The sequence below is a fragment of the Aeromonas sp. WP2-W18-CRE-05 genome (genome assembly GCF_014168615.1).
GTDB lineage: Bacteria > Pseudomonadota > Gammaproteobacteria > Enterobacterales > Aeromonadaceae > Aeromonas > Aeromonas caviae.
Window position 1 is genome coordinate 2,695,514 of record NZ_AP021917.1, and the last position, 25,267, is coordinate 2,720,780.

Annotated in this window: 23 protein-coding genes and 1 pseudogene; 7 read left to right on the top strand and 17 right to left on the bottom strand. The window is 62.9% G+C overall.

Annotated features, from left to right (window positions below; translation table 11 throughout):
• Positions 1-14 precede the first annotated feature (14 nt).
• Positions 15-1,460, bottom strand: coding sequence for a chitinase (locus H7R73_RS12635; protein ID WP_103260200.1), 1,446 nt, complete (start codon positions 1,458-1,460; stop codon positions 15-17).
• A gap of 188 nt (positions 1,461-1,648) precedes the next feature.
• The gene (locus H7R73_RS12640) at positions 1,649-2,842 is read right to left on the bottom strand and encodes a methyltransferase (RefSeq protein ID WP_042017137.1); all 1,194 of its coding nucleotides are present in this window, start codon (positions 2,840-2,842) and stop codon (positions 1,649-1,651) included.
• Positions 2,843-3,021: 179 nt separating this feature from the next.
• Here H7R73_RS12640 and H7R73_RS12645 point away from each other — a divergent pair, with 179 nt between their 5' ends.
• From H7R73_RS12645 to H7R73_RS12660, 4 genes are all read left to right on the top strand, one after another.
• Positions 3,022-3,600, top strand: coding sequence for a PhnA domain-containing protein (locus tag H7R73_RS12645; protein WP_042017138.1), 579 nt, complete (start codon positions 3,022-3,024; stop codon positions 3,598-3,600).
• A gap of 522 nt (positions 3,601-4,122) precedes the next feature.
• Positions 4,123-4,758: a LysE family translocator gene (locus tag H7R73_RS12650; RefSeq protein WP_041215106.1), complete on the top strand. Its 636-nt coding sequence runs from the start codon at positions 4,123-4,125 to the stop codon at positions 4,756-4,758.
• A 123-nt stretch (positions 4,759-4,881) separates the two neighbouring features.
• Positions 4,882-5,085 (top strand): hypothetical protein, encoded by a 204-nt coding sequence (locus H7R73_RS12655; protein ID WP_039040737.1) that lies wholly within the window; start codon positions 4,882-4,884, stop codon positions 5,083-5,085.
• Between the two features lie 121 nt (positions 5,086-5,206).
• Positions 5,207-5,797 carry a hypothetical protein gene (locus H7R73_RS12660; protein WP_103261136.1) on the top strand — a complete coding sequence of 197 codons (591 nt, stop codon included), beginning with the start codon at positions 5,207-5,209 and terminating at the stop codon, positions 5,795-5,797.
• A 66-nt stretch (positions 5,798-5,863) separates the two neighbouring features.
• Here the strand turns inward: H7R73_RS12660 and H7R73_RS12665 are convergent, their stop codons facing one another.
• The 5 genes from H7R73_RS12665 to xapA form a co-directional block, all read right to left on the bottom strand.
• Positions 5,864-6,355: a SixA phosphatase family protein gene (locus H7R73_RS12665; protein ID WP_103260201.1), complete on the bottom strand. Its 492-nt coding sequence runs from the start codon at positions 6,353-6,355 to the stop codon at positions 5,864-5,866.
• Between the two features lie 38 nt (positions 6,356-6,393).
• The gene (locus H7R73_RS12670) at positions 6,394-7,308 is read right to left on the bottom strand and encodes a DMT family transporter (RefSeq protein WP_048207779.1); all 915 of its coding nucleotides are present in this window, start codon (positions 7,306-7,308) and stop codon (positions 6,394-6,396) included.
• 47 nt (positions 7,309-7,355) lie between these two features.
• A complete protein-coding gene (gene deoC / locus H7R73_RS12675) occupies positions 7,356-8,162 on the bottom strand; it encodes a deoxyribose-phosphate aldolase (RefSeq protein ID WP_103260202.1) in 807 nt (268 codons plus the stop codon).
• 62 nt (positions 8,163-8,224) lie between these two features.
• The gene (locus tag H7R73_RS12680; RefSeq protein ID WP_103260203.1) at positions 8,225-9,484 is read right to left on the bottom strand and encodes a NupC/NupG family nucleoside CNT transporter; all 1,260 of its coding nucleotides are present in this window, start codon (positions 9,482-9,484) and stop codon (positions 8,225-8,227) included.
• A gap of 25 nt (positions 9,485-9,509) precedes the next feature.
• Positions 9,510-10,337, bottom strand: coding sequence for a xanthosine phosphorylase (gene xapA / locus H7R73_RS12685; RefSeq protein WP_103260204.1), 828 nt, complete (start codon positions 10,335-10,337; stop codon positions 9,510-9,512).
• 308 nt (positions 10,338-10,645) lie between these two features.
• Between xapA and H7R73_RS12690 the strand changes: the two genes are divergently transcribed.
• The gene (locus H7R73_RS12690; RefSeq protein WP_042863915.1) at positions 10,646-11,584 is read left to right on the top strand and encodes a LysR family transcriptional regulator; all 939 of its coding nucleotides are present in this window, start codon (positions 10,646-10,648) and stop codon (positions 11,582-11,584) included.
• A 45-nt stretch (positions 11,585-11,629) separates the two neighbouring features.
• Here H7R73_RS12690 and H7R73_RS12695 read toward each other — a convergent pair whose 3' ends face one another.
• The 10 genes and pseudogenes from H7R73_RS12695 to cmoM all read right to left on the bottom strand — a co-directional run bounded on the left by H7R73_RS12695 (position 11,630) and on the right by cmoM (position 23,425).
• Positions 11,630-11,938, bottom strand: coding sequence for a putative quinol monooxygenase (locus H7R73_RS12695; RefSeq protein ID WP_039040730.1), 309 nt, complete (start codon positions 11,936-11,938; stop codon positions 11,630-11,632).
• 264 nt (positions 11,939-12,202) lie between these two features.
• Positions 12,203-12,688, bottom strand: a complete 486-nt coding sequence (locus H7R73_RS12700) for a GNAT family N-acetyltransferase (RefSeq protein ID WP_103243077.1) — start codon at positions 12,686-12,688, stop codon at positions 12,203-12,205.
• 17 nt (positions 12,689-12,705) lie between these two features.
• A complete protein-coding gene (locus H7R73_RS12705; RefSeq protein WP_039040728.1) occupies positions 12,706-13,179 on the bottom strand; it encodes a cupin domain-containing protein in 474 nt (157 codons plus the stop codon).
• Between the two features lie 286 nt (positions 13,180-13,465).
• Positions 13,466-13,852, bottom strand: a complete 387-nt coding sequence (locus H7R73_RS12710) for a septal ring lytic transglycosylase RlpA family protein (protein WP_042863918.1) — start codon at positions 13,850-13,852, stop codon at positions 13,466-13,468.
• 621 nt (positions 13,853-14,473) lie between these two features.
• Positions 14,474-15,064 (bottom strand): hypothetical protein, encoded by a 591-nt coding sequence (locus H7R73_RS12715; RefSeq protein WP_103260205.1) that lies wholly within the window; start codon positions 15,062-15,064, stop codon positions 14,474-14,476.
• Positions 15,065-15,168: 104 nt separating this feature from the next.
• Positions 15,169-15,585 (bottom strand): annotated as a pseudogene (locus tag H7R73_RS12720) (septal ring lytic transglycosylase RlpA family protein).
• A gap of 438 nt (positions 15,586-16,023) precedes the next feature.
• Positions 16,024-20,451, bottom strand: a complete 4,428-nt coding sequence (gene mukB / locus H7R73_RS12725; protein ID WP_103260206.1) for a chromosome partition protein MukB — start codon at positions 20,449-20,451, stop codon at positions 16,024-16,026.
• 45 nt (positions 20,452-20,496) lie between these two features.
• Positions 20,497-21,234, bottom strand: a complete 738-nt coding sequence (gene mukE, locus H7R73_RS12730) for a chromosome partition protein MukE (RefSeq protein WP_029314572.1) — start codon at positions 21,232-21,234, stop codon at positions 20,497-20,499.
• Positions 21,215-22,534, bottom strand: coding sequence for a chromosome partition protein MukF (mukF, locus tag H7R73_RS12735; RefSeq protein ID WP_042863922.1), 1,320 nt, complete (start codon positions 22,532-22,534; stop codon positions 21,215-21,217). The genes mukE and mukF overlap by 20 nt, the downstream gene beginning before the upstream one ends.
• 114 nt (positions 22,535-22,648) lie before the next feature.
• On the bottom strand, positions 22,649-23,425 hold the full coding sequence (gene cmoM, locus H7R73_RS12740) for a tRNA uridine 5-oxyacetic acid(34) methyltransferase CmoM (RefSeq protein ID WP_039040723.1): 777 nt from the start codon (positions 23,423-23,425) through the stop codon (positions 22,649-22,651).
• 128 nt (positions 23,426-23,553) lie between these two features.
• On the opposite strand from cmoM, the gene elyC reads away from it, so the two are divergent.
• Together elyC and tpiA are read left to right on the top strand one after the other, a co-directional pair.
• Positions 23,554-24,339: an envelope biogenesis factor ElyC gene (elyC, locus tag H7R73_RS12745; protein WP_103260207.1), complete on the top strand. Its 786-nt coding sequence runs from the start codon at positions 23,554-23,556 to the stop codon at positions 24,337-24,339.
• A gap of 135 nt (positions 24,340-24,474) precedes the next feature.
• Positions 24,475-25,230 (top strand): triose-phosphate isomerase, encoded by a 756-nt coding sequence (gene tpiA, locus H7R73_RS12750; protein ID WP_029314576.1) that lies wholly within the window; start codon positions 24,475-24,477, stop codon positions 25,228-25,230.
• The last annotated feature ends 37 nt before the right edge of the window (positions 25,231-25,267 follow it).

The window sequence follows — 25,267 nt, forward strand, 5'->3', positions numbered from 1 at the left end:
GCTTGTACTGACTCTCAGGTCACCGGAGCCCAGGGGTCCCCCTTGCCCGGCTCGTTGCCCTGGGTCCACCACTTGGCCTGATAGATGACCCCCTTGTGGCTCACCTTGTTACCCGCGGTGTAGACCTTGCCTGCCTCCCAGGCCGGTACCCCGTCCACCGGCGGCGTGCCGGGGTCGACCGGGGCCGGATCCAGCGTGGCCACCACCCGTATCTTGGGCCAGCTGGCGTGGGAGCCGTAGAAGTTGGTCACGCACTTCTCGTAATCCCCCGGCACCAGGGCCGAATAGGCGGTCTGGTACCCCACCAGATCGCACTCGAAGGAGTAGCCGCCGGGTCTGTCCGGGTAGTATTTCCAGTTGCCGTCCCAGTTGGTGTAGAGCACGTCGGTGGCGCCGTTGAGGTTGAGGCTGCCATAGGGGGTCTGCTGCCAGCAGGTGTTCTTCTCGTCCGCCAGCAGCGGGATCCCGTAGTGGGCCGCGAGCCCCTCCCAATAGCGGATGCGGTTGACCGGCTGGCCCTTGTTCTTGTTCTGCTCGCCGCACTCGATGCCACCGTTGATGATGTTGATGGTGGTGCCAAAGCCGTAGCCGATGCCCGCCGCCAGCTCACGCTGGGAGGGCACCCAGGTCCGATCGATGACGTGCAGCATGGCGGGTTTGGGAGCCTGGGGCGTCAGGAAGAACCAGATGGCGGAGGCGAGGTTGAGCCAGGAGTCCGCCACCAGCCCGGGGTTGTTGAGGAGCACAGAGGCGTCGCCGTCGAACATGGCCTCGGAGAAGGCGCCGTAGTTGAAGTGGTAGGAGAGCTGCTTGGCGCCGCGACCGAAATAGCCCTGACCGGTGCTGCAGGGCCAGCGCCGGTTCTGCCAGTCACTCTGACCACACCCCGTGGTGTAGCCGCTCTGCCCCTCAGACCAGCCCATCTCCCGCACGTGCACCAGGGCCTGTTGCCACTCCTCCAGCCCCAGGGGGTTGTCGGAGACATTCTCCTTGGCGATGTGGCCGCCGGTCTCCTGGGCAAAGTGGGCGAAGGCGGTGATGATGGACTTCTTGCAGATGGCGTCCGCATTGCGCCCGTCCGTGTAGTCGCCGCAGAAGGCGGGGAACTTGCCCACCGCCCGCAGGAAGCGCTCGTAGGTGTACTCCGGGGCGGCCATCTGGGTCAGGAACTCCCAGTCCGATTCGGTGAAGACCCGCTCGACCCGCTTGACGTTGTCCGGGTTGCCGGGGGCGCGTGCCACGATGGCCTCCACCACCGAATTGGGCCGGGTGGCCAGGGCGTGGGACCAGATCCCGTACATGGGGTTGGCGGTCTTGGCCTGGGCCGCACTGGCAAGATCCGCCGCCGCCATCACATAGCCGCCGCTGTTCTGGGGATCGGGCTGGATTGTCATGGCGCTCTGGCCGGGCAGTGCCCAGACGAGGGCAACCAGGCAGGCGGTGCGCGTGAGCATGAACATGGGTAACCATCCTTGTCTTGAAAATGTCAGGGCGAGCATAGGCATCCTGACAACTAAATTCACGACAAGAATTAAGAATTTGGCGAAATTGTGAGCCACGCCTCCCTGCACTCAGATGGCGCTCGTTTGCAGGGGGATCCAGCCCCTGGCCTTGTTGGCGCAGCCATCCGACCTGTGCGGACGCTTGTTCAGATCCCCCCTGCGCGCACCGCCCGGATCAGCAGATTGCGCGGGGTCATGGGTTTGGGGCAGAAGGTGCCCACCTCCACCCGGTAGCCCTGCTCCTCGAGGAAGAGGGCGCGATCGAGCAGCAGCCAGATTTCCAGGGGGCGGCGAAACAGGTGGCGCACCAGCTCCATGCGGGCGACATCGCCAAAACGCCGCTCCCCCTGTGCCAGCAAGGCGGCGTAGTCGAGCCCCGCGGGCAAGCCCATCCCCTTGCGCTCGGCGGCCCAGTGGCAGAAATCCTCGAAGTCCCCGGTCAGCAGGCTCTTTTGCAGGTTGGGCACCGGCAGGTACTCATCCACCCCGCGCACCTGGCGCTGCAGGCAGTCAAAGGCGAGGCGCCACACCACCTCCCGCTCCCGCAACCGGGCGATGCGGGCGCCGCCGGTCACCGTCTCCTGCAGCGGCAGCTTCAAATCGCTCTTGCCAAGGCGCAGGGCACTGGCCCTGGCGGCCCGGGAGAGGGGCGCATAGTGCTCTCCCCTGATGAGGTGGTAGCAACACGGGGAGAGGGTCACCCCCTGGGCACGCCCCTCGGCCACCCGCGTCAGCAGATGGGTGTGCAGATCGCCGCAGGCATGGAGCGCCATGGCGTGATGGTGCGGGGCGATGAGGGCCCCGGACTCGGCGGCAAAGGCATCCGCCTCCACGAACCGCATGTTGGCGCCGTCGCGCGCGGCGAGCCGCCGCCCCTCCTCGCAGAGCGCCCCCTGCCACTCCAGGCTCAGGATCTCGGCGCCACGGTGCAGCGACACCAGGCGCCCCAGATGCCCCTTGCCGGCGCACCACTCCAGATAGGGTCCTTGGTGGGGGGGCAGGCAGCCGGTGAAGGCCTCTATCTGCCCCTGCTTGCGTCCCGGCATGTACATCGCCATGGCCCTGGCGCACTGGACGGGCTCGGGGGCGAAAGGGGCAAGCTCGCCGAGGGCCTGCAACTCGGCCCCCACCGGGATCCAGGGGGCGAGCAGGGTGCAGAGCGCATCCATGTCCCCGTCGAGGTGCGCTATCTCGTCAAGAGTCAGGGCTGCCAGGCACTTCGCAAGGGCTGGCGCCTCGTGGGCAAAGGCGATCCCCAGGTGGTGATAGGGCTGGTATTGCCACCAGCGTCGCTCGGCGGTGAGCAAGCAGTCCAGTTGTCGAAAACGGTGGGCCAGCACGGTGAACCTGTCCTTTGGCGCAAGAAGGGAGGCTCATTCTAGCGATCTGCCGTCAAAAAGCACTCGCCTGGGCGCCTCTGGTAGCCTGACAAAAAGCAGGGATTTGTGCTATATTCCGCCCCCTCATTCGCGCAGCCCGCCACGGCGAGCCGCTTTACCCCTATAAACGGAACCCAATCATGACCATCAATGCCATCCTGCAAGCCCGTGCAAACGCCAAATGCGAGCTGTGTGGCGCAGAACATGCGCTGACTGCCTTCCCGGTGCCGCACTCCCCCGCCAGCGACGACGACCACAGCGTGGCCCTCTGCGCCACCTGCCGCGGCCAGCTGGAGCAGCCGGACACCACGGAGGTGAACCACTGGCGCTGCCTGGGTGACAGCATGTGGAGCCAGGTGCCGGCGGTGCAGGTGATGGCCTGGCGCCAGTTGAAGACCCTCGTCGCCCGGGGCGAGCTCTGGGCCCAGGACATGCTGGACATGATGTACATGGAAGACGAGGTCAAGGCCTGGGCAGACGCCGGCGTGACCAGCGACGATGACGACAGCGTACCGACCGTCGACTCCAATGGCGCCGTGCTGGTGGAAGGGGACTCCGTCACCCTGATCAAGGATCTGGACGTCAAGGGCGCCGGCTTCACCGCCAAGCGCGGCACCCTGGTCAAGGGCATTCGCCTGACCAACAACCCGCTGCACATCGAGGGCAAGGTCAACGGCATGCAGATCGTGCTGGTGGCCGCCTACCTGAAAAAGGCCTGATACCGACCCCTTCAAGCCAGAAGCGCCCCCCGGGGGCGCTTTTTTGTTACCCCTGTTTCCTGCCGTTCGGGTGGCACCCGCGAGAAACTGGACTATTCTGCAAACCAGTTCCGCGGTATGCCCCCTCCCCTGGCCGCCAGTGCGCCAACGGAGAGGGCCTTCCCGGCACGCATGGAAAGACCCCGGGCACCCTGATCCCCATGGCGCCCACGAGACAAGGAGCCGCCCCATGGCCAGCAAGAAAGAGATCAAGAAGAAGATCGCCGCCCGCCAGGCGAAAATCGCCAAGCACGAAGGCAAGATCAAAAAGCTGAAAAAAGCCCTGAAATAGGGGCTGACAACCATTAAAACCGCCTGATGGCGGTTTTTTTATACACATCCTTGCCTATTGCACTTCCTGCCGCAGACCATGCTGCACCGGATTGCTCTCGTATGGTTCCTCTTCGGGGCCGGGAGAGACGCCGCTGGACGACTCGTCAAAGAGGCTGGCATCATGCCTGCTTTGACGCCAAGGATGTGCTCATGAACCCCAATACCTGGATGCTGTTTGCGCTGGCCTATCTGCTGGCGACCCTGACCCCTGGCCCCAATGTGCTGCTGGTGGTCAAGAACGGTCTGCAACACGGCTGGCGCGCCGCCCTTGTCAGCATCCTCGGCAACCTGGGGTGCCAGGCCATCCTCATCGGTCTGGTCGCCATGGGGGTGGGGGCCCTGCTGCAAACCCTGCCTCCCCTCTTTGTCGCCCTCAAGCTGGCGGGGGGTGGCTACCTGGTGTATCTGGGCTACAAGGCGCTGCGCGCGGCCAATACCGGTGGCCAAGGGCTCTCTCCCTCCACCGCTCGGGGACGCACCAGAACCACCCTCTCCTTGTTGCGAGAAGCCTTTCTGGTCTCCGCCAGCAACCCCAAGACCATCGTCTTCCTCTGCGCCCTGCTGCCCCAGTTCCTCGATCACCAGAGTCCGCTGACGCTGCAGTTCATCACCATGTACCTGACCATCTGCGCCATCGTCAGCCTGGTGCATCTGTGCTATGTCGCCCTGGCCAGGCGCGCCGGTCGCTACTTCAAGCCAGGTCGCGGCGAGCGCCTCGTTGGCCGCATCACCGGCGGGCTCTTCATCACCCTGGGCGGCGCCATCCTGCTCAGTGGTCGTCCCTGATCCCCGTGCCTCACCGCTGCTGACATTATCTGCACCATCGGCGCCGCTTGGGCGCCGCGGATCCCGGCCACCGGGGCTAGAGTTGTAGGCGTGTCTGTATATGAGCCTGCGGTGGAGCGCCATATGTATTCCTACACCCTTACCTTCCGGGAGGAGGCCGACAAGCTGACGGCCCCCGAACACGAGATCCGCCTGCAAAGCCCGGCACAGGCCGGTGATTTCATCATTCTCTCCGATGGCAGTCGCCATCAGGTGATGTTCGTCACCCACCGCGCCCACTACAGCAGCCTCTACCTCGACAAGGGGGTCCGCATCCCCCAGAGCTGATACAGGCATCGTCTTTCGCTCCCTCCTGCTATGGTGAGAGAGGGCTGCAGCTCGCCAGCGCAAGCCACTTGCCGCCCAGGGAGCAGCAAGCCCGAATGACCCATTGCCAGAGGTATTGATCATGTTCAGACAGACCGCGCTTATCCTGACCCTCACCCTGTTGGGCAGCGCCCAGGTTCACGCCATCAACCACAAATACGCCGAGCAGCTGGAACGCTCCGGCTGCACCCAGGTGACCGAAGCCCAGGGCTGCGATATTCACAAGAGCAAGGCGGAAAACGCCAAGGCAGGATTTGGCACCGCCGCCCCGGCCGCCGACGGCGGATTGAACATGAGCTATGAGCAGAAGCTGGAGCGCTCAGGCTGTACCCAGGTGAGCGAACTCAGCGGCTGTGACATCAACAAGAGCAAGGCCGAGAACGCCGCCGCCGGATTTGGCGCCGCCCCCGCAGCGGCCAGCGCCAGCCCCTACGCCGGCAACTGGGTCGCCACCTTCCCCGAGACGGGCGCCACGGTCGCGAACATCCGTATCGATGACAAGGATCAGGTGTGGGTCAACGACAAGCAGGTCAGTGCCAGGAAATCCGACGGGGCCCTGGTGTTCAAGGAGGGCATGGTCATCTACACCATCCAGGGGGATCGCCGCCTCAAGGGAGAAGATGGCTGGGTCGACAACGACGCGGGCACCAAGGGGCCCATCGCGGCCAAATGACCCCGTCACCATCACGACAAGGGGAGCCGAGGCTCCCCTTGTCGTTTCTGCCTGCTTGCCCCCCCTCTACCCTTTCTTCGGGAAGTCCAGCACGGCCACCACCGGCGAGCAGAACGGGAGCGCCGACCAGGAGGGGGCGTCGAAGATAAAGCGGGCGACGGCGCAGGTCGGCATACGAGTGATACCGGAGGAAAAACCATGGGCCAGGTCGGTTAAGGCAGGATCATGGCCCACCAGCAGCACGCAGGCGAGATCATCTGAAAGCGCCCCCACCACCCCGAGAAGGGCCCCGGCATCGCTCTCGTAGAGGCCCTCGTCGATGGCGATGTGGTTTGGTGAATAACCCAACTCTGCGGCAAGCAGCCGGGCGGTCGTCAGAGCCCGGCTGGCGGGGCTCGAGAGGATGAGATCGGGCTTCACCCCCAGGTACGCCAGGCGAGCCCCCATCAGGGGCGCATCGCGCAGCCCGCGCGCCGCCAGCGGACGAGCGCGGTCAGACAAAGATGCGTCCTCCCAGCTCGACTTGCCATGACGTACCAGGATCAGGGTTCTTCTCATGACGCACTCTCTGGTTGATAAGGGCGACAGGCAGCCCCTCAGACCGCCCCCCGTTTGCCAGCATGAAGGGGCAGCAGCACCATGACCACCATGGTCAGCAGCACACCCCCTACCCCCCAGCCTACCTGTTCCCAGTGTACTGTCTCCCCGGTCAGCATGCCGGTGAGCAGCACCATCACCGGGATGAGGTAGGTATAGGCTGACACCTGTTCCGGTTGCAGCGCCACGCTTCCCTGCTGGAACAACAAGAAGCTCAGCGCCGTGGCAAAGAGAGCCAGATAGCCAAGTCCCAGCCCCACCGGCAGGGAGACCCGGCTCCAGTCGGTTTCAAGCAATCCGGGCAGCGCCACCGGGGTGAGCAGCACAGTGGCGCAGATGAGGGTCCAGCCGGTCAGGTGGAGGAAGGACTCCCCCCGGTAGCAGCGCTTGATCAGGATGGGGTTGAGGGCCATGGCCACGCAGCCGAGCAGGTAGATGCGATTGCCGGGAGTGAGGCTGAGGTTCGCCACCAATCCCAGATCGCCGCGAAAGATGATGAGGGCCGCAGCCACCATGCCCCCCAGCAGGGCCAGCCCCATTCCCCAGCCGATGGCGCGGCGCAAGATCACCATGCCGGCCAGGGCGCTGATCAGCGGCACCGTGGTGTAGAGTGCGCTGGCATCGAGGGCACTGGTCTCCTGCAATGCCACGAACATGGCGACGAAGTAGCAGAGGGCTGGCAGCGAAATGAGGGTGTAGCGCCCCAGATCCCGCAGGGAAGGCTGCACCAGCCCCCCCTGATACCCCAGCACCCCGACGAAAATGAGGGAGGCCAGCAGGTAGCGCGCCCAGGTGACCACCAGCGGGTCCAGCACCGCGGTGAGGGCGCTGCCGATGGGAAACGAGAGGCTGATGAGCAGGGTGAACAGCAACACCTTGCCGTGGGCCTTTGCAACATGGGGACGTGAAGACATGGGATACACCTGTCAGCAAGGGCGCCCGCAGGCGCCGACGGAAGAGATCAATAACCGTGGTCGGTCGCAGGGGACAGCTTGCCCTCACCCAGGGTTGCCAGCAACTGGCCAAGCAGGCTGGAAGCACCGAAACGAAACCGCTCGGCCACCAGCCACTCCTCGCCAAAGAGTGCGGCCGCCATGGCGAGATACTCCGCCGCCTCCCGTGCGCTTTTCACCCCGCCCGCCGCCTTGAACCCCACCCGATCCTGCGCACCGCACTCGGCGATGGCCGCCAGCATGGTGCGGCACGCCGCCGGGGTGGCATTGACCGCCACCTTGCCGGTGGAAGTCTTGATGAAGTCGGCACCCTCCTCGATGGCAAGCAGGGAGGCCGCGCGGATAAGCGCAGGCTCCTGCAGCTCGCCGGATTCGATGATCACCTTGAGCACCCGGGCGCCGCACAACGCCTTGCAGCCGCGCACCAGCGCCCGGGCGGGGGCCTCGTCCCCGGCCATCAAGGCACGCCAGGGGATCACCAGATCGATCTCGTCGGCGCCATCCGCGAGGGCGGCGCGGGTCTCGGCCAACACGGTTGCCAGATCATCGTCGCCGTGGGGGAAGTTGACCACGGTGGCAACCTTGATCTCGGGGGTGCCCTGAGCCGCCAGGGTGAGCCTGGCCAGCCCCACGAAGCGCGGGTAGATGCACACCGCAGCGGTGGTGCCGACAGAGGTCCGGGCCTGATGGCAGAGGGCGATGATGCGCGCATCGTGGTCATCGTCGTTGAGGCTGGTGAGATCCATCAAGCGGATGGCCCGGATGGCCGCCTCTGTGGTGGCGCAGGCAGGTTCAAAAGCAGTCACGTCGTTCATAAATAGCTCCTGTCGGGATAAGAGAGGGGCGCCGCAGCGCCCCGAAACAAAGGGTGAGAGACTCAGGCGAGGGAGAAGAAGACACCGGCGATGGCGGCGCTCATCAGGTTGGAGCAGGTGGCCGCCAGCACGGTACGCAGACCGTAGCGGGCGATGAAGTCGGTGCGCGACGGGCAGAGGGTGCCGAGGCCACCGATCAGGATCCCCATGGAGGCCAGGTTGGCGAAGCCGCACAGAGCGAAGCTGATGATCACCTTGGACTTCTCCTCCAGCACCTGCAGACCGGCAGCGGTGACCGTGCTGGCGTCTTTCAGGTAGGGCGCCAGATCGCTGTAGGCCACGAACTCGTTCACCACCAGCTTCTTGCCGATCATGGCGCCGGCGATGCCGATGTCCGCCAGCGGTACCCCGAGCAGGAAGGCGAGCGGCGAGAAGATCCAGCCCAGGATGAGCTCGAGGGAGAGCGGCATGCCCACCATCTCCCCCACCCCGCCCAGCAGGGTGTTGACCAGGGTCACCAGACCAATCATGGCGATCAGCATGGCGCCGATGGCCGCCGCCAGCTTGAGGCCGCTGCTGGCCCCCTCGCCTGCCGCCGCCAGCACGTTCTCCGGCTTCTTGCCATCAAACTGGATGCTGTTGTCGAACACATAGTCCGGCTGGCTGGTTTCGGGGATGATCAGCTTGGCGAACAGGATCCCGCCCGGTGCCGCCATGAAGGAGGCGGCCAGCAGGTACTGCATGTCCACCCCCATCATGGCGTAGCCCGCCAGCACGGTACCGGAGACCGAGGCCATGCCGCCGCACATGACGGCGAAAAACTCCGAATCGCTCATCTTGGGCATGTAGGGTTTGACCACCAGCGGCGCCTCGCTCTGACCGACGAAGACGTTGGCCACCGCCGACATGGATTCGGTCTGGGAGGTGCCAAGCAGCCGCGCCATGGCGCCACCGATGATGCGGATCACCACCTGCATGATGCCGAGGTAGTAGAGCACGGCGATGAGCGCCGAGAAGAAGACCACCAGGGGCAGCACGTTGAGGGCAAACACGAAGCCGATGCCATCCACCGAGAAGTTGACCAGGTTGCCAAACAGGAAGTGGATACCCGCCTTGCCGCTTGCCAGCACGGCGTCGACCCCGTGGGCCATCCCCTCCAGCGCCCGGCGCCCCAGCGGTACATAGAGCACCAGAGCGCCGATGGCGACCTGCAAGGCCAGCGCCAGCCCCACGGTGCGCAGGCGAATGGCCCTGCGGTTGGTCGATGCGAACACGGCGATGAGGAGCAGCGCCGCCATACCGAGAAATCCTGCTGCAAACATATCTGACCTCCTGGTCGTTCCCTGCTTACTGGAAGTGGTGCTGGATGAAGGCGTTGATGAGGCGGATGAAGTCCGCTTCCGCCAGCTTGGCGCACTTGAGGGTCTGCTCGTGGGAGAGCTGCACGTCACCGAGCCCCTCCGCCATGTTGGTGATGGCGCAGATGGCCAGCACCGGCAGCGAGCAGTGGGCGGCGCTGACCACCTCGGGCACCACCGACATCCCCACCACGTCGCCCCCGATGATCTGCATCATGCGGATCTCGGCGGCGGTCTCGAAACAGGGGCCGCTGTAGGAGACGAACACCCCCTGATTGACGGCGATCCCCTCCCGCTCGGCCAGCGCCAGCGCCTCGCTGCGCAACCCCTTGTCATAGGCATTGGCCAGGCTGAAGAAGCGCGGGCCGTAGGCCTCGTCATTGGCGCCCGTCATGGGGGTGCCCGGCATGGTGTTGATGTGATCGTTGAAGATGACCAGGGAGCCGACCCCGATGCGCTCCGGGCGCAGCGAGCCGGCCGCATTGGTTACCAGCAGCAGCTCGCAGCCCAGGCGCTTGAAGGTGCGCACCGGGGTAGTCATCACCTTCATGGTTTCGTGTTCGTAGTAGTGGCCGCGCCCCTTCATGCAGACCACGTCCACCCCGTGCAGCTTGCCGAGCACCAGCTCGCCGCTGTGACCGGCCACCGTGCTGACCGGGAAGCCGTCCAGCTCCTCGTAGGGAATGGTGACCTTCTCTTCCAGCGCATCGGCCAGCACGCCGAGGCCGGAGCCCAGGATCATGGCGACGCGGGGGGCAAACCCCGGCTTGCGGACAAGAATGGTGGCGACGGCGTTGAGTACGGGATCGTGTTGCATGAGTTGTACCTCTTGAGGCTGTGAATGAGACATGACGCTCACTCTAGGGGAGGCATTGGACGACAAAAATCGCTAAAATCGGCCTGATTATCCCGATATACAACACAATGACCGGCGTAATGGGGTAATGACGCACCCGAAATGGCCCAAAAACCGCTGCTTCATGCCATTTCTCCGTCAAACGGGTCGCCGGAGGGGGAAAACCGATGTGATGCGGATCGCGGTGTCAGGAGGGACCCGCCTCCCTGCCCCGCCATTCCCGTGCCCGAACTTTGACGGCGATCTCACCCCTCAAGCCTGGAGAGACCATGTTCCCGGACACCCAATGGCGCGATCGCGTCACCCTCAAGATGTTGCGTTACTTCCATGAAGTGGCCAGCCAGGGCCACTTCAGCCGGGCCGCCCTACGGCTCAATGTCTCCAAATCGCCGCTCAGCGCCCAGATAAAGGAACTCGAATCCCTGCTGGGGGTGACCCTGTTTGAGCGCCACACCCGCCAGGTGAACCTGACCCCCACAGGGCGCCTGTTGCAGGCCGAATGCGATCGCCTGTTCGACGTGCTGGAGAGCGGCCTCAACCGGGTGGTGCAGGCAGGGCGCATGGAGCGCAACCAGATCCGCATCGGGCTGGTCAGCTCCATCTTCTGGGCCGGTTTTGGCGAGGTGATCCGCCAGTGTCACCAGCGCCACCCCGAGTGCGAGATCTCCTTCACCGAGCTCTCCCCCGAGCGCCAGAAGCAGGCGCTGGCCAGCAAGGAGATAGACATCGGCCTCGCCCGCTTCGCCGACACCCTCAACATCCACCCGCTGCAGGCCGAGACTGTCTATCGGGAGTCCATGGTGCTGGTGGTATCGGACGAGCATCCCCTGCGGGATCGCAAGCGGGTCTCCCTCCCTGAGCTCGCCGCAGAGCCCTTCGTGCTGATGAGCCGCGCCAACTCCGCCTCCACGGATCTCATCATCAACGCCTGCCTGGTGGAGGGTTTTTACCCCCGCCTGCGTCAGGAGGTGGTGGAGCCCAATACCCTGATGGCCGTGGTGGCCACCAGCCAGCAGGTGGCCCTTGTGCCCGCGAGCTACGCCCGCCAGAAGTGGCCCCACGTGCGCTTCATCCGCCTCGAGCAGGGGATCCCCGCCGATCTCTGCGTGCTCCATGCTCCGCCCCTAGCCGGGCAGCCGACGACCACCGCCATCCGCCACTTCATCGACACCATGAGCGAGCAGATGAACCTGCCGGAGCGAGGCTGAAGGCAAAAAGCCCGATGAGGGGATCATCGGGCTCTGCGGCAAGGATCAGGGGCTCACTTCTTCCATGAAGACAAGCCGAAGGGGTTCGGCCAGCAGCTCGTCCGCCTGGCGAGCGAAAGCCTGGAAATACGCGGTCTCACAGTGGGCATCCAGGGCGGCCTGACTCACGAAGGCTTCCCGCATGTAGAAGGTGCCGGGTTCATCCTTCAACTCGAACAGTACGTAATCGAGGTTGCCCGGCTCCTGGCGAGTGGGGTCAATCAAGGCAAGCAGGGCATCGCGAAGGCGCTCTCCCATGCCGTCACGGGCCTTGAGCACCGCGATCGATACCAGTTTGTCTGTCTCTTTTTTCATCCAGTTTTCTCCGTTGTACATCGTCAACACGCCAGAGAGTGCAACCTGGACAGCGATTTATACTGCCGGATGCCCCCCATCAGACGTTGCCCAGTGTAGGCAGGACGGTGGAGGCCATATAGGGGGGCAGAATGAACACTGTGTTCAACGGGGTGGATAACCACGCCGTGCACAGAGGAACAAACGAGCGGGAGGGATCATGGCGCAAAGGGTGGCAACGGGACCCGCCAGGAGGCGGCACGGCTTGCTGCCCCCTGGTCCAGGCTAAGGGCCTGCAGACCAGCGCTCAACGTCAAGGCAATAGGTGGTGAAAGGGTGTTCGCCCAGGCGCGTTTTCCTCACCCAGATGGCCCGTCTGGCGAGGGATCGATAAGGCGGGCGGGTATCCAGCAAGTGAAAGAGGATCGTCCGATGGCCAAGCTCCCTCGCCCATCCCATCATCTCGTTGAAAATCGCCACGCCGCTTCCCCAGCCGCCCCTGGCGAGCACAATGGCAAGCTCCACTCCCTCGTCATCGGGCTGGATGCCGCACCACCCCGCCAGGGTGCCGTCGAGGAAGATGGCGCGCACGCGGCAACCTGGCCGGGCGTCGACTCCCAGCTTGTGCGCCATCCAGTCGCGCACCCCGGCCACATCGAAAAGCGGGTGAGGGATCAGGTGCTTTCGCAGCGTCTCGTCGTTGAGCAGCGGCAGAAAATCCTCTGCCCTGACAGCAGAAAAGGGGCTGAACACCATGGAGGTCTCTCTCATTGCGCGAAGAGGCGCCCCTAGTAGGGGCTGCCATCCTTGTGTCTGGCTGACCAGGCGCCATCGGCCCCCTGTACCAGGGCCAGATCGTCATCGGGATAGTCGACGGTGTCCCCTGGCAGCCTGTCCCCCACCTCGAGATAGACGGCGTCCACCTCACCGTGGTTGAGCAACTGGTGGGCCAGGCCGCTGCCCCCCTTGAAGCCGATGCACTCCCCCGGCGACATCCGGTACTCCTCCTCCCCGTGGCGCAGGGTGGGATTGCCCGAGAGCACATAGACGAACTCGTCCTGCAGGCCGTGATGGTGCTTGAGCGCCGAGATGGCTCCCGGTGCCAGGGTCGTCAGATTGACCCCGAAATTGGCGAGGCCGAAATGATCCCCCAGCCTGCGCCGGGTGCGGTGCTTGACCAGGGAGGCAAAGGGCTCCGGATAGAGGGACTTTGCCTTGTGCTCGGGGATGGCCGTTGCCTGAATGGCGCGTTTGTCAGTCATGTTCTGATCCTCCCTGTGAATGACGTCTCACTTTATAGCCTGCTCCTTAGCGGCGAAACATGGGCAGGGGTTGAAGGGGGTCTCACACACCATGTCATGCCCGGTTGCCGCCAGATGGCAAAGACACCCTGTTTTTCGTTTGGCTATCTTAATGGCACACCGGAAAATGGGAAGCCGCGTCGGCAACCTCACCAATGGAATGAAGAAGATGGCCCGCGATCACTGGGAAGCATCCTCTTCCAGCGGCCCGGGTATGGAGGGGCTCGGGCACATGCAGAACCGGCGACTAGAGCACCTCAATCCTGACCTTGATAAGCCCGGATCGGGGATTGCCGATGGCGCTGAACGCCGCTTTGGAGAGATCGATGATGCGTCCGCGGGGGAAATTGCCCCTGTCGTTGACCCGCACCACCACGCTCTTGTCGTTGGCCAGGTTGGTGACCCTCACCAGGGCGCCGAAGGGCAGTGTCATGTGGGCGGCGGTGTTGGCGTGGCGCTGGTAAGGCTCCCCGCTGGCGGTACGCTTGTTGTGGTAGCGATCGGCGTAATAGGAGGCGAGCCCCGTCTCGCTATAGCCTCGCCAGTTGCCCGCACTGCCTGCATCAGGCTGGCTGCTGCAGGCCGCCAGCAGCAGGCACAGGGAGGCCAGCAGCCCTTTTTGTCGCGTCGTCATGCGTTGCTTCCTCGATGGGACAGAGCGACCAGCATCGCCAGTCAGGCTTCCGTTAACAGGGGCCTACTCTCTCATATTTTCCATGGAAAACGGGAGGCCCAGGCCTCCCGTTTGTGTGTTCACCCGTCAGCCCCTGTCAGGTGATAACTAGATCTGTACACCTCTCCTGAGTCCGCTAGGATCCTGATCGTGGAGCCGTGTGCAGTACGAAGGGGCTGGTAAACATGCACAATCAGCCCTTCATTTTTCGTCAACTGTTCCAGCGGTAAGGCTGGGTTAAGTGATTGAACGTATGAAAAAAGGCTCCAGAAGCCAGCCACGATGGCTACCGCCACCAGAAACTTGGTCCACCCCTTTTACATGGCACGGACACCGAACACACGCCAGAACCAGGTGGCTTGAATGCGCGCCTTCGTCATGCGCCATTGTTTGCGTAATTCAAAAAATTCCATAGTCATACTGTATTTATCCCTGATCCCCCTCCTCCACCTTGTAACCAAGGCGCTCATAAAACTGCACCGTCCTCTGGTTACCCGTAAAACTGGATAAATTCACCCGGCATTGTGTGATTCATAGAGATCATTTCCCCATCACTGGCGATGAACGATTTAAAAATAACAATTACTCTGCTGTCGCTCCCTTGTGGCAAGCCAAAGCCACAATAGCTAAGGAGAGGATGGTCAATATCAACAAGTGCTGGGCCAGCCATTCGTCGCTTGGCTTATAACGCAGTAGGCTTTTGTACGTATTTTCATAACTTATCAAGACCTGCTCACCTTCCTGCACCTGCCACGCCTGTTCGAAATAAAAGGGCCACCAAAATCTGTAATAAGGCTGACTCCAGACCGTGACCCGTTTTCCTTTTGCGGCAAGCAACGCTGCTTTGTTATAGATACTACCTCGATAGGCTATTTCCTCTCCCGGGTCCGTCAGGATCCTGATCGCGGAGTTATGTGCAGTACGGAGGGGCTTATAAACCTGCACAAGCACCCCCTCATTTTTCGTCAACTGTTCCAGCGGCAGGATGGGGTTAAGCAATTCAACGTAAAAAAACACGCTCCAGAAGCCGGCCATGATGGCTACCGCCACCAGAAACTTGGTCCACCCCTTTTGCATGGCACGGATGCCGAACACACGCCAGAACCAGGTGGCTTGAATGCGCGCCTTCGTCATGCGCCATTGTTTGCGAAACGCGAAAGTGTCCATAGCCATGCTTTATTCATCCCTGTGTATGTTTCCAGCTGCCATCTGCTGCAAGGACATTACGATCTGCAGAGCCCACCATATTCCACCAGACTCTGCGACATCGTAAGTGGTCACAACACCTCAACATTTACCTTGATAACACCTTCGCGAATATTGCCGATGGAGCCGAAGGCGGATTTGGAGAGATCGATAATTCGCACGCTTTTAAAGGCGCCGCGATCATTGACCTTGACCACTACGCTCTTGCCGTTGGCGAGGTTGGTGACCCGTCGCACCATGGAGCCAAAGGGCAATTCCATATGGGCAGCGCTACTGAGGTTATTGAGATAGCTCTAGCCGCTGGCGGTCTTTTTACCGTGATAACGGTCGGCATAATAGCTGGCGTAACCGGTCTCGCTTTAGCCGCGCCAGCTGCCGCCGTGGCTCTCGTCATAACGGCTGCTACAGGCTGCCAGCAGCAGGCAGACAAGCAACAGCCCCCCTTTGCAGGCCGATTGCACCACTCCTTCTCTCCCGATGCCGCGCATCTACTTCTCCTCGCTCACCTTGCCGGATAGATAGCCCGGCTGATCATATCGCGTCGCAGTAACGGGTAGATTCTCCCCATACCGGCAAGCCACCGCAATGTAGGCGGCCCCTTGCCATCATGGGGCCCAGCCCAGTTGCCAACGCAGTGGTCGCCGCGATTGTTGCAATAAACATAGGCTTTAAATCACCACTGTTACACCCAAGAGACAATCAAGGTGCCACTTCTCTGCTCGCGTTTGCCAACTCGCGCACACAAACACCCTCCGATCTGCGTCCGCAACCCAGCACAACAAGAGGGATACTTATTAACCAGAACCGGGCAAACCCGTTCATCCGTAGCCTTATCCCATCACAGGCAGCGCCGCTACTTTGCCATATTTTTCCAATAAAAAGGGAGGCGAATGCCTCCCTTTTCTCTTGCTATTTGCCCATCAGAGTCAGGCGATGAGCTTGTCGTCGGCGAAGCCAAAGCCGCGCAGCCCCACCACATGCACATGTTCGTGCTTGCCCTGCACCTTGCGGATGAGCTTGTAGGTGGTGCCCTTCTCGGGGCTGATGTTCTCCGGCGCCGCGATAAGGAGCTGCATGTCCTGGCGCTCGCACAGCTCGAACAGGGTGGCGATGGATTTGCCATCAAGCCGCGCCGCTTCGTCCAGGAACAACAGGCGGCAGGGAGCGATGTCCTTGCCGCGCAGACGGCGGGACTCCTCCTCCCAGCTGATGAGCACCATCAAGAGGATGGCCTGACCGGTGCCGATCGCCTCGCCGGTGGAGAGGGCGCCGCTCTCGGCCCGCAGCCAGCCGTCGGCCCCGCGCTGCACCTCGATCTCCAGCTCCAGGTAGTTGCGATAATCCAGCAGCACGTCCCCCATCACCTGATAGTTGCGCTCCCCCTGCTCCACCTGCGGGTTGAGACGCTGGAAGAGCTTGGCCATGGCCTCGGAGAAGCTGAGCTCCTTGTCGGCGAACAGATCGTTGTGCATGGCGCTCTGATCGGCCAGCGCCGTCAGGAGGCGAGTGTGGGCCTCGCGGATATTGACGTTGAGACGCACCCCGCGCACCAGACCGAAGGCGATGTTCTGCAGGCCCTGGTTCAATACCCGGATGCGGTTCTGCTCCCGGCGGATGATGTTGGTGATCTTGGCCGCCACCTCGTGGGAGGAGAGGGACAGATGGGTTTCCCGCTGCTTGAGCTCGTCGGCGAGGCGCGCCAGCTCGATCTCCATCTCCTCGATGGCTTCCACCGGATCATCCGAGCGGATGATGTCGTTGCGGATGCGATCTTTCAGGTAACGGTAGACCTGCACATAGAAGGCGACCTTCTGCTCGGTGCTGCGGTTGCCTTCCGACAGACGCAGCGCATCGCGCAGGGCCTCGTCGTGGGCCACCGCCACCCGCAGGGCGCCGAGGGCCTTGTCCGACATGGAGCGCAGCTCGTCGCTGTCAAGATAAGCCAGCTCGCGCTTGTTCAGACGCTTCTCGACGTCGGTCTCCCGTGCCAGACGCACCACCCGCGACCAGCTCGCCTTGTGACCCACCAGGGATTTGCGGGCGCTGTAGTAATCCTTGCCTTCGAGCTTGAGACGACCGCCAAGGGATTCGATTTCGCGCTTGCACACCTGCAGCTGGGCCTCGGCGCTGGTGCGGCGGGTCCGGGTGCGGATAAGCAGCTCTTCAATCTCTTTCTTGTGGGCACGGGCCTTCTCTTCCATGTCATCCGACAGGGTCAGCCCCATGGCCGCCAGCTCCTGCTCGAACTCCGCCAGGGTCTGCCCCTTGGCCGAGGCGCTGGAATCGAGCGCCGTGCGCAGTTGCAGCGCCTCGGTGTGGCGCTGGGTGATCTGCTTGTGCTGCTCACCGGCGGTGCGGGCGGCAAGCTCCGCCGCCTTGAGCTTCTCTTTGAGTCGCTCGCTCATCTCGGAGGCCTTGCCCAGCAGGTCTTGCGCATCCTGATAGGCAAAGTGCGGCAGACGGGCCACCAGCTGATCGAGGGCGTAGCAGCGGCGCTTCTGCTCGGCCAGCAGGTCACTCACCTCGTCAAAGGCCGCCTGCAGGGCCGCCAGATCCTGGGGATCCTGGCGCAGCACCTGCACCATGGTTTCCAGTTTTTCCAGCGCCTTGCCGTGTTTGGCGATAAAGGCTTCGGCTGTTTTAAGCGCCTCCACGTCGGCGTGAGCCGCCTCGAGGCGGGCCGCCAGGTCTGCCTCGGCAAACAGGTGGGCAAAGGGCAGCATCCCCTGCACCAGCTGGATATGGCGGGTCAGCTGGGCGGCGGCGGCTTTGGCATCACTCAGCTGCTTGTCGCACTCGGCGATGGTTTCTTGCAGCTTGCGCTGCTCGGCCTGTTTGGCCTGCACCTCGGCTTCGGGGTCCGGGCGGAAGGCGATATCCAGATGCTGGCCGATAAAGTCGCGGAAGTGACCGTAGAGGCGGTGGTACTTCTGCTGCTCGAAGGCGGCCTTGGCGTAGCCCTCGATGAGGTTTTCCCGCTCAAGATCGAGCTGCTCGATCCGTTTTTCCCGGGCGGCGCGGCCAAAGAGCGGCAGCTCGGGGTAGCGGGAGAAGCGCACCTGACGCTTGCTGGTGCGCACCAGCACGGCGTCCCCCAGCTCGTCCGCTTCCACCAGATCCTCGTCAAAGGAGTCGGGGTTGCCCTGAATGAGGTAGATATCTTCCGGGCAATCTTCCAGCTTTTTCAGCCGCTCGATGGCGCCTTCGAGGTCGAGCACCACCAGGGCGCTGCGAGCCGGGCCGTAGAGCGCGGAGTAGTAAGGGGCATCATCGATGGAGATGTCGTCATAGACATCCGAGAGCAGCACGCCCCCCACCTGCTCGGCGATGCGGGCAAGACGGGGATCCGCCTCGCCGGCACCCAGCTGCAGGTTGCGAATTTGCATCTCCAGCGCCTGTTTCTGGCCCTGAATGCGGTTGCTCTCCTGCTCGAACTCCCGCTCCTTGTCGAGCACGCTCTGCATGCCGGAAGAGAGTTCTTCGGCGGTGGCCAAGTCCAAGCCACTCTGCTCGCGCAGTTGCTCGAGTTTTTCAAAGGATTTGAGCCAGCGCGGCGCCAGCTTGGTCAGTTCCGCGATATCGCGGCCCAGCTGAGTGCCCTGATGCTCGAGGCTGGCGCGGCGCTGATTGGCCTCTGCCTGCTGCTCGGCGAGCTCCTCCTGGCGGGTGCGCTGGGCTTCGAGGAAGATCTCCAGCTCGTCCTGGCTGGCAATGTGCTGACCAGACGCCTGGGCCAGCTCGTCTCGCAGCCGCAAGAGGGTCTTCTGGCTCTCGCTCTCTTTCTCGAGGCGAGCCAGGGCGGCGCGCAGACCCTGGCCCTGGGCAATGCGGGCCTTGTCTTCGATGTGGCGCTTGAGCAGCGCCTGCGCCGTGGGCCAGGCGGCCTCGCGCACTGTCTCGGGGACGATGCTGAGCAGCAGCGCCAACGCCGCTTCGTGCTCGGCCACCGCCGCCTTGGCCAGCGCCAGCTGCTGCTCGGCCCCCAGCACCCGGCTGGTCAAGCTCTGCTCGGCTGCGCGGAACTGATGCAGGGTGTCGCTCGCCTGCGCAGGCTCGAGCCCCGGCAACTCGCACTGCTCGCGGGCGTTTTCCAGGGCCTGCACCGCCTGACGGTACTGGATGGCGCGGGTCTGCTGGATATCGAGCGCCTGCTGGTAGTCGGCGAGCTGGGTCTTGAGGCTGTCTACCTCTGCCTGGGCCAGCTCCTTGCGCTCTTCCACCTCCAGCAACTGGCCGTGGATCTCTTCCACCACCGCCTGCTGCTGCTCCAGCTTGTCGTTGAGCTCCGCCAGATCGGCGCGATAGAGGGCAATCTTCTTTTGCAGCGCCACGGCCGCCATCACCTTGGCCAGGTGCTCGGCGGCGGACTCCAGCTCGTCGGTCAGGAGCTTCTCGCGGTTGGTGAGCTGATCCACCTCGTCCGCCAGATAGATGGCGCGCTGCTTCTCCTCGGCCAGCAGACGGCGTTTGCCGGCGAGCTCAGAGCGTGCCTTGAGGGCCAGCTCGGAGAGGCGGCTCTTCTCGGCAGCGCCCCGCACATACTCCGCGGCCACATAGTGGGTGGTCTCGGTGATCAGGTTCTTGAAGAGATCCCGCTGACCCTGGGTCTCCTTGATGGCTTCCAGGGTGCGGCGGTTCTCGTAGATGGCCGCCTCCATGTCCTGGAACGCCTTGCGTACCCCGGAGTTCTCCGGCAGCAGGTATTCACGCAAGGAGCGGCTGATGGAAGACGAAATACCGCCGTAGAGGGAGGCTTCGATCAGGCGATAGAACTTGCCGCGATCCTTTTGATCCCGCAGCTTCTTCGGGGTGATGCCGAACTCGAACATGAAGTTGTGATAATCGGTCACCGTATTGAACTTGGCGACCTTGATGGCGCCAAGCTCCGCTGCCGCCCCCTTCAGATCGGCGAAGGCACGTACCCGGCCCTTGCCGTCGTCGAGCTTCTCCAGCAGCAGATCCGTGGGCGCCAGGTGCTCGGGCACATCCACCAGGGCGAACGGGGTGATGTTGACCTTGTTGTCACGGTTGGCCACCTGTTCGAGGTGGACGCCAACCCAGATCCGCTGCTCTCGGCTGTTCATCACTTCCAGCAACGAATAGCAGTGGCCGCGCTGCAGCTTGCCGTAGAGCCCCTTGTCGCGGGACGCGCTGGAGGAGCCCGCCTCCGTGGTGTTACGGAAGTGAAGCAGTGACTGGTCGGGAATGAGGGCCGCGATAAAGGCCGCCATGGTGGTGGACTTGCCCGCGCCGTTGCCGCCGGACAGGGTCGTGACCAGCTGGTCGAGATCGAAGGTGCGGGCGAAGAAGCCGTTCCAGTTGACCATGGTCAGGGATTTGAATTTGCCTCTCACGCCACACTCTCCATCAAACCGGCCGACTCCATCAGTGCCGGCACATTAACGTTGCAGATCATCTTCCACCTCCAGCTCCAGCTGCTCTTCGTCCAGATCCTCTTCGATATCCTCGAACAGGGAATCGCTGCTCGGCATCTCGTCGTCGTGGAAAATGGCCTCCCCTTCCTGGATCATCCGCAGTTGCACCGCGCGGGGATCCTCGTCGGAGCGCACATCGGCGGCGAAGCGGAACACGGACTCGTTGACCCGGAATTTGTCGCTGTTGCCAAGGGGGGTGATCATCCCGAGGCGTTTGAGGCGACGCATGGAGGTGCGGATTTTCTCGAGGAGTTTCTTCTTGTCCAGATCCGTGCCGCCGGAGCGGCTGTTGACCATCCGCAGCAGTTGCTTCTCGTCCGCCAGACTCAGCACCTCTTCTTGCAGCTCGCCCATGGCGAACACCCCTTCCGAGGCGAGGCGGTCCGGGCTCAGGAACAGGTAGCAGAGCACCTTGCCCACCAGCATATCGAGCTCAGATAACACTGTTGTACCGATGTCGGCGCTCGGGCGCGGACGCAGGTAGAAGAAGCCTTCCGGCGCCTTGATGAGTTCCACCTGATAGCGGCCGTAGAAGATCTCCAGCTCCTGGTGGTACTCCACCAGGGCAGAGTGCTGCTCGAATTCGTCGGCACTGATGTGGCGACCGGAGCGCAGGGCGGTGTCGATACGCGGAAACAAGGGGTTGGCGATGGCCTCTGCGAGGCGCAGGGGCAAGGGGAATTCAGTATTGATCGATGACATAGGCCTGAACCTTGGATCCAGCTTGGTTGATGGGTTTCCATGCGGGTTGGCGGTGGTGCTCGCGCTCACCGCTGGCATGGCCGAGACGCACGGCCTGATCGATCAGGAGGCGCGCCACGTCGAAGTGGGCATGAGCCGGGTAGTCCAGCAGGTATTCCCGCAGCACGTCGGCAAGATCCAGCCGATCTCCCTGCTCCGGGTAGCGGGCCAGGTAGCGCTCGATGCGCTCCGCCAGCTCCTGGTTGATGTCCACCATCTCCACGTACTCCATCTCGAGGGGCACCTCGCCGGTCACCTCCTCGTCGTGGATGGCGATGGTTTCATCCCGCAGTTCCAGCAAACGGGGCTCTTCGGCCACCCGCAACAACCAGCTGTGCTGCTCGAAGTTGCGGATGGATTCCCGCAACCGCTGGCTGAAGGCGCGGTTCTTGTCCATGTCGATGGCGTTGCGGATGAACTTGTGGACGTGCCTGTCATAACGGGACCAGAGCTCGATGCACTGCTGGCCCCAGGCGGTGATGACGTCCAGACGCCCCTGCAGGGCGTGGGTCAGCTCCTCGACGTGGAACAGATCCTCACGCCCCTGGGCCGCTTCCTGAATGTTGAGCAGCCCCGCCTGCAGGCGGTGGCCGGCGGCGTCCAGGGTGTCCTGCAACTCGCGCAGGGTCTGGCCGGTCTCGTGCAGGAGCTTCTCGCAGCTGTGGATGGCATCGACCCAGTTCTGGGTCAGCAGGGCCGCGATCTCGCTCTTGACCTGGTTTTGCTGCTCGTCCATGGCGCGCTGGGTGAGATCGATGCGCCCGAGCGTCTCTTCCAGGGAGAAGGAGAGGCGCGGCAGCACCTCGGCGTCCCACTGCTCCCGGGTGTTGGTCTCGAGCGCCGCCTTGCGGGCGGTGTCGAGCTCGGCCGCCAGGTGCTCGAGCAGGATGGAGAGCTTGATGGAGTCCACCTGGCGCTGATCCATGAAGAAATCGACAATGCTCATGCCAAGGCGCGACAGGCGGTAGAGGCTCTCCCCCGCCACCATGTCGGTGGTGAAACGCGACAGCAGTTGCTGGCGAATGAGATCGTTGATGGCGTTGTTGGCGCGACCGGTGAGGGTCTCGTCCATCTGGCCGAAGGCACTGCTGACATAGCCAAAGGCATCGTGCAGCGCGGCCTCCGAGAGATCAGACTCGTCCTCGGAGAGCGTCTTGATCGCTATCAGAAAGGCCAGCCTGTCGGTGGGGAGGTTCAGCGCCAACCCCTCCTGTCTGACCCATCCCACCGTCTCTGGCAGGGTACGGGATGTACTCATCATGACGTTATCATCTCGTTGTTATAGTCGGCAGGTCTTCGCCCGCCGTGGTGATATAGGCCGGGGTCGGTGGCGCCCCGGCGGCTGGATCCCGCATCGTATTCACGCCGGTGTGTCTCAACCGGCCGGTTTCTGGGCCATCACATGGATGTAGCGCCCCAGGGAAACAAAGGGCTCCTGGCGGCAATATTGCTGCTCCATGGCCAGCAGGTCCTCGAACTTCTCGACCTGATCCTGCTTGTGGCGCATGTAGTCGTGGATGACGCGCACCCCGGTCTTGCCGATGATCCGCAATCCCCCCCGGCCTATCCAGTCATAGACCTGCTCCGGCAACTGAGGGTTGGTGGGAGTCAGGGCTGTCTGGCGTTTCTTGCGAAGGCCCAGGCGCACATAGTCGAAATTACCCACCACCAGGCTCTGGAACAGGAGGCCGTGACGATTGTAAAAAAGCAGCGACAGTATGCCCCCAGCCTTGACGAAAGGGAACAGACCCAGCAAGGTCTGGCGCGGCTCGGCGAGCCACTCCAGTACCGCATGACAGAGCACCAGATCGAAGGTGCCGGTCACCTGGTGCTTGAGATCCTGAATGGGGCAATGGATGAGACGAATTCTGTCTTCCAAGCCCTTCTGGGCGATCTGCTCCCGGGCCAGATCCAGCATTTCTGCCGACAAATCGCACAGCTCCACCTGATGGCCCATGGCCGCCAGTTTCTGGGCGAAGTAGCCAAAGCCGCCGCCGGCATCCAGGATGCGTAGCGGCCGGTTGCCCAGGCGCGCCAGGCAGGCTTCGATGTCACTCCAGACAATGGTGGTGCGAATGCGCCCCTTGGTGGAGTCGTAAATGTTGCGAGCGAACTTGTCCGCGCGCCCGTCAAAACTCTGATCTTGCTTCAAGACACACTCATCTTCGACCGCCCCGCCATGAGGGCCGCAGGAGGAACCACACAGGATTGGGCCACAGGAAAAAAGAGGGGTATTCTGTCACATCCCGAATTTGCTGAAAACTCAAGGACGTGTCTGTCGTGTTCGAGCTCAACTTCTTTGTCATCAAGAAATGGCTGGGCCATCTGCTGATGCCGCTCCCCTTCTCTCTCTCCTTGTTGGTGCTGGCGCTCGTGCTGCTCTGGTTCACCCGCTTTCAAAAAAGCGGCAGGCTGCTGGCGACCCTCTCCTTGGTGATCATCGCCCTGATGGGGACGCGGCCGGTGAGCTACGAGCTGGCCCGCAGCCTGGAGCAGACCTATCCCCCCTTCGAGGTGAGCCTGCATCCGGACATCCAGGCCATCGTCGTGCTGGGCAACGGTCATGTGAGCGATCCGGCCATCCCAGAGCGCGCCTGGCAAAACAACATCTCCCTGGCGCGCACCCTGGAAGGAGTTCGCCTGGCCCTGGCCTATCCAGAGGCCGAGCTGGTCTTCTCCGGTGCCGTGGCCGGGGATCCCTTGTCGAACGCCGAGGTCAACGCCCGCATGGCGGCCAACCTTGGCATCCCGCGAGCGCGCATGACGTTGTTTGAAAACAACAAAGACACCCATGACGAGGCGGTCAGCATCGCCGCCCACCTCAACGGCAAGCGGGTGGCGCTGGTGAGTTCGGCCACCCACCTGCCCCGGGCCATGGCCCTCTATCGCAGTCAGGGACTCGATGCGGTGCCGGCTCCCACCGATTACACCGCCAAGCAGAGTCAGGAGCCACAACCCCTCTACAGCTACCTCCCCAAAGGGCGTTATCTGATGTATTCCGAGGCTGCCATTCACGAGTGGATTGGGGTATGGTGGGCCCGTTTGCGTGGGCAGGTCACCGAGTGAGCAATCGCGCCTTGCATTCCTGATTTGGATCAGGAAAGCGAAAAAAAATTACGTCATTTGCCGCCGGGTCAGCTATCTTGGGCTCGGTTCAATTCATATAATGTTGCGCAATCAAATGCCTAGGAGATATAGAAGATGAGACAGCACCTGGTAATGGGTAACTGGAAACTGAACGGCACCAAGGCTTCTGTAGAAGCCCTGATCAAAGGACTGACCCCGGCCGCTGCCGCTCATCCTTCCGTGCAAGTGGCCGTCTGCCCGCCGGTTATCTTTTTGGGTCTGGTTGAACAGCTGACCGCTGGCAGCAAGATCGCCTACGGTGCCCAGAACGCCGACGTTCACGAGTCCGGCGCCTTCACCGGCGAAAACGCCCCCTCCATGCTCAAAGCCTTCGGCTGCACCTACTCCCTGGTCGGCCACAGCGAGCGTCGTACCCTGCACGCAGAGACCGACGACGTGGTGGCTGCCAAGTACGAAGCCATCCAGAAGGGCGGCCTGATCCCCGTGCTGTGCATCGGTGAAACCCTGGCCCAGTTTGAAGCCGGTACCACCAACCAGGTGGTCGAGACCCAGCTCAAGGCCGTGATCGATCGCTGCGGCATCGCCTCCTTCGAGAACGCCGTCATCGCTTACGAGCCGGTATGGGCCATCGGCACCGGCAAGACCGCCACCCCGGAGATCGCACAATCCGTGCATGCTCACATCCGTCAATACCTGGCCGGTTTTGATGCAGCCGTGGCTGCCAAGGTACAGATCCTGTACGGCGGCTCCGTGACTGGCGCCACCGCTGCCGACCTGTTCGGCCAGCCGGACATCGACGGTGGCCTGGTGGGTGGCGCGTCCCTGAAAGTGGACGACTTCTCCCAGATCATCGCTGGCGCCGCCAAGTAAGCGCCAAGCAAAGAGGGGCCCCGCCCCTCTTTGCATA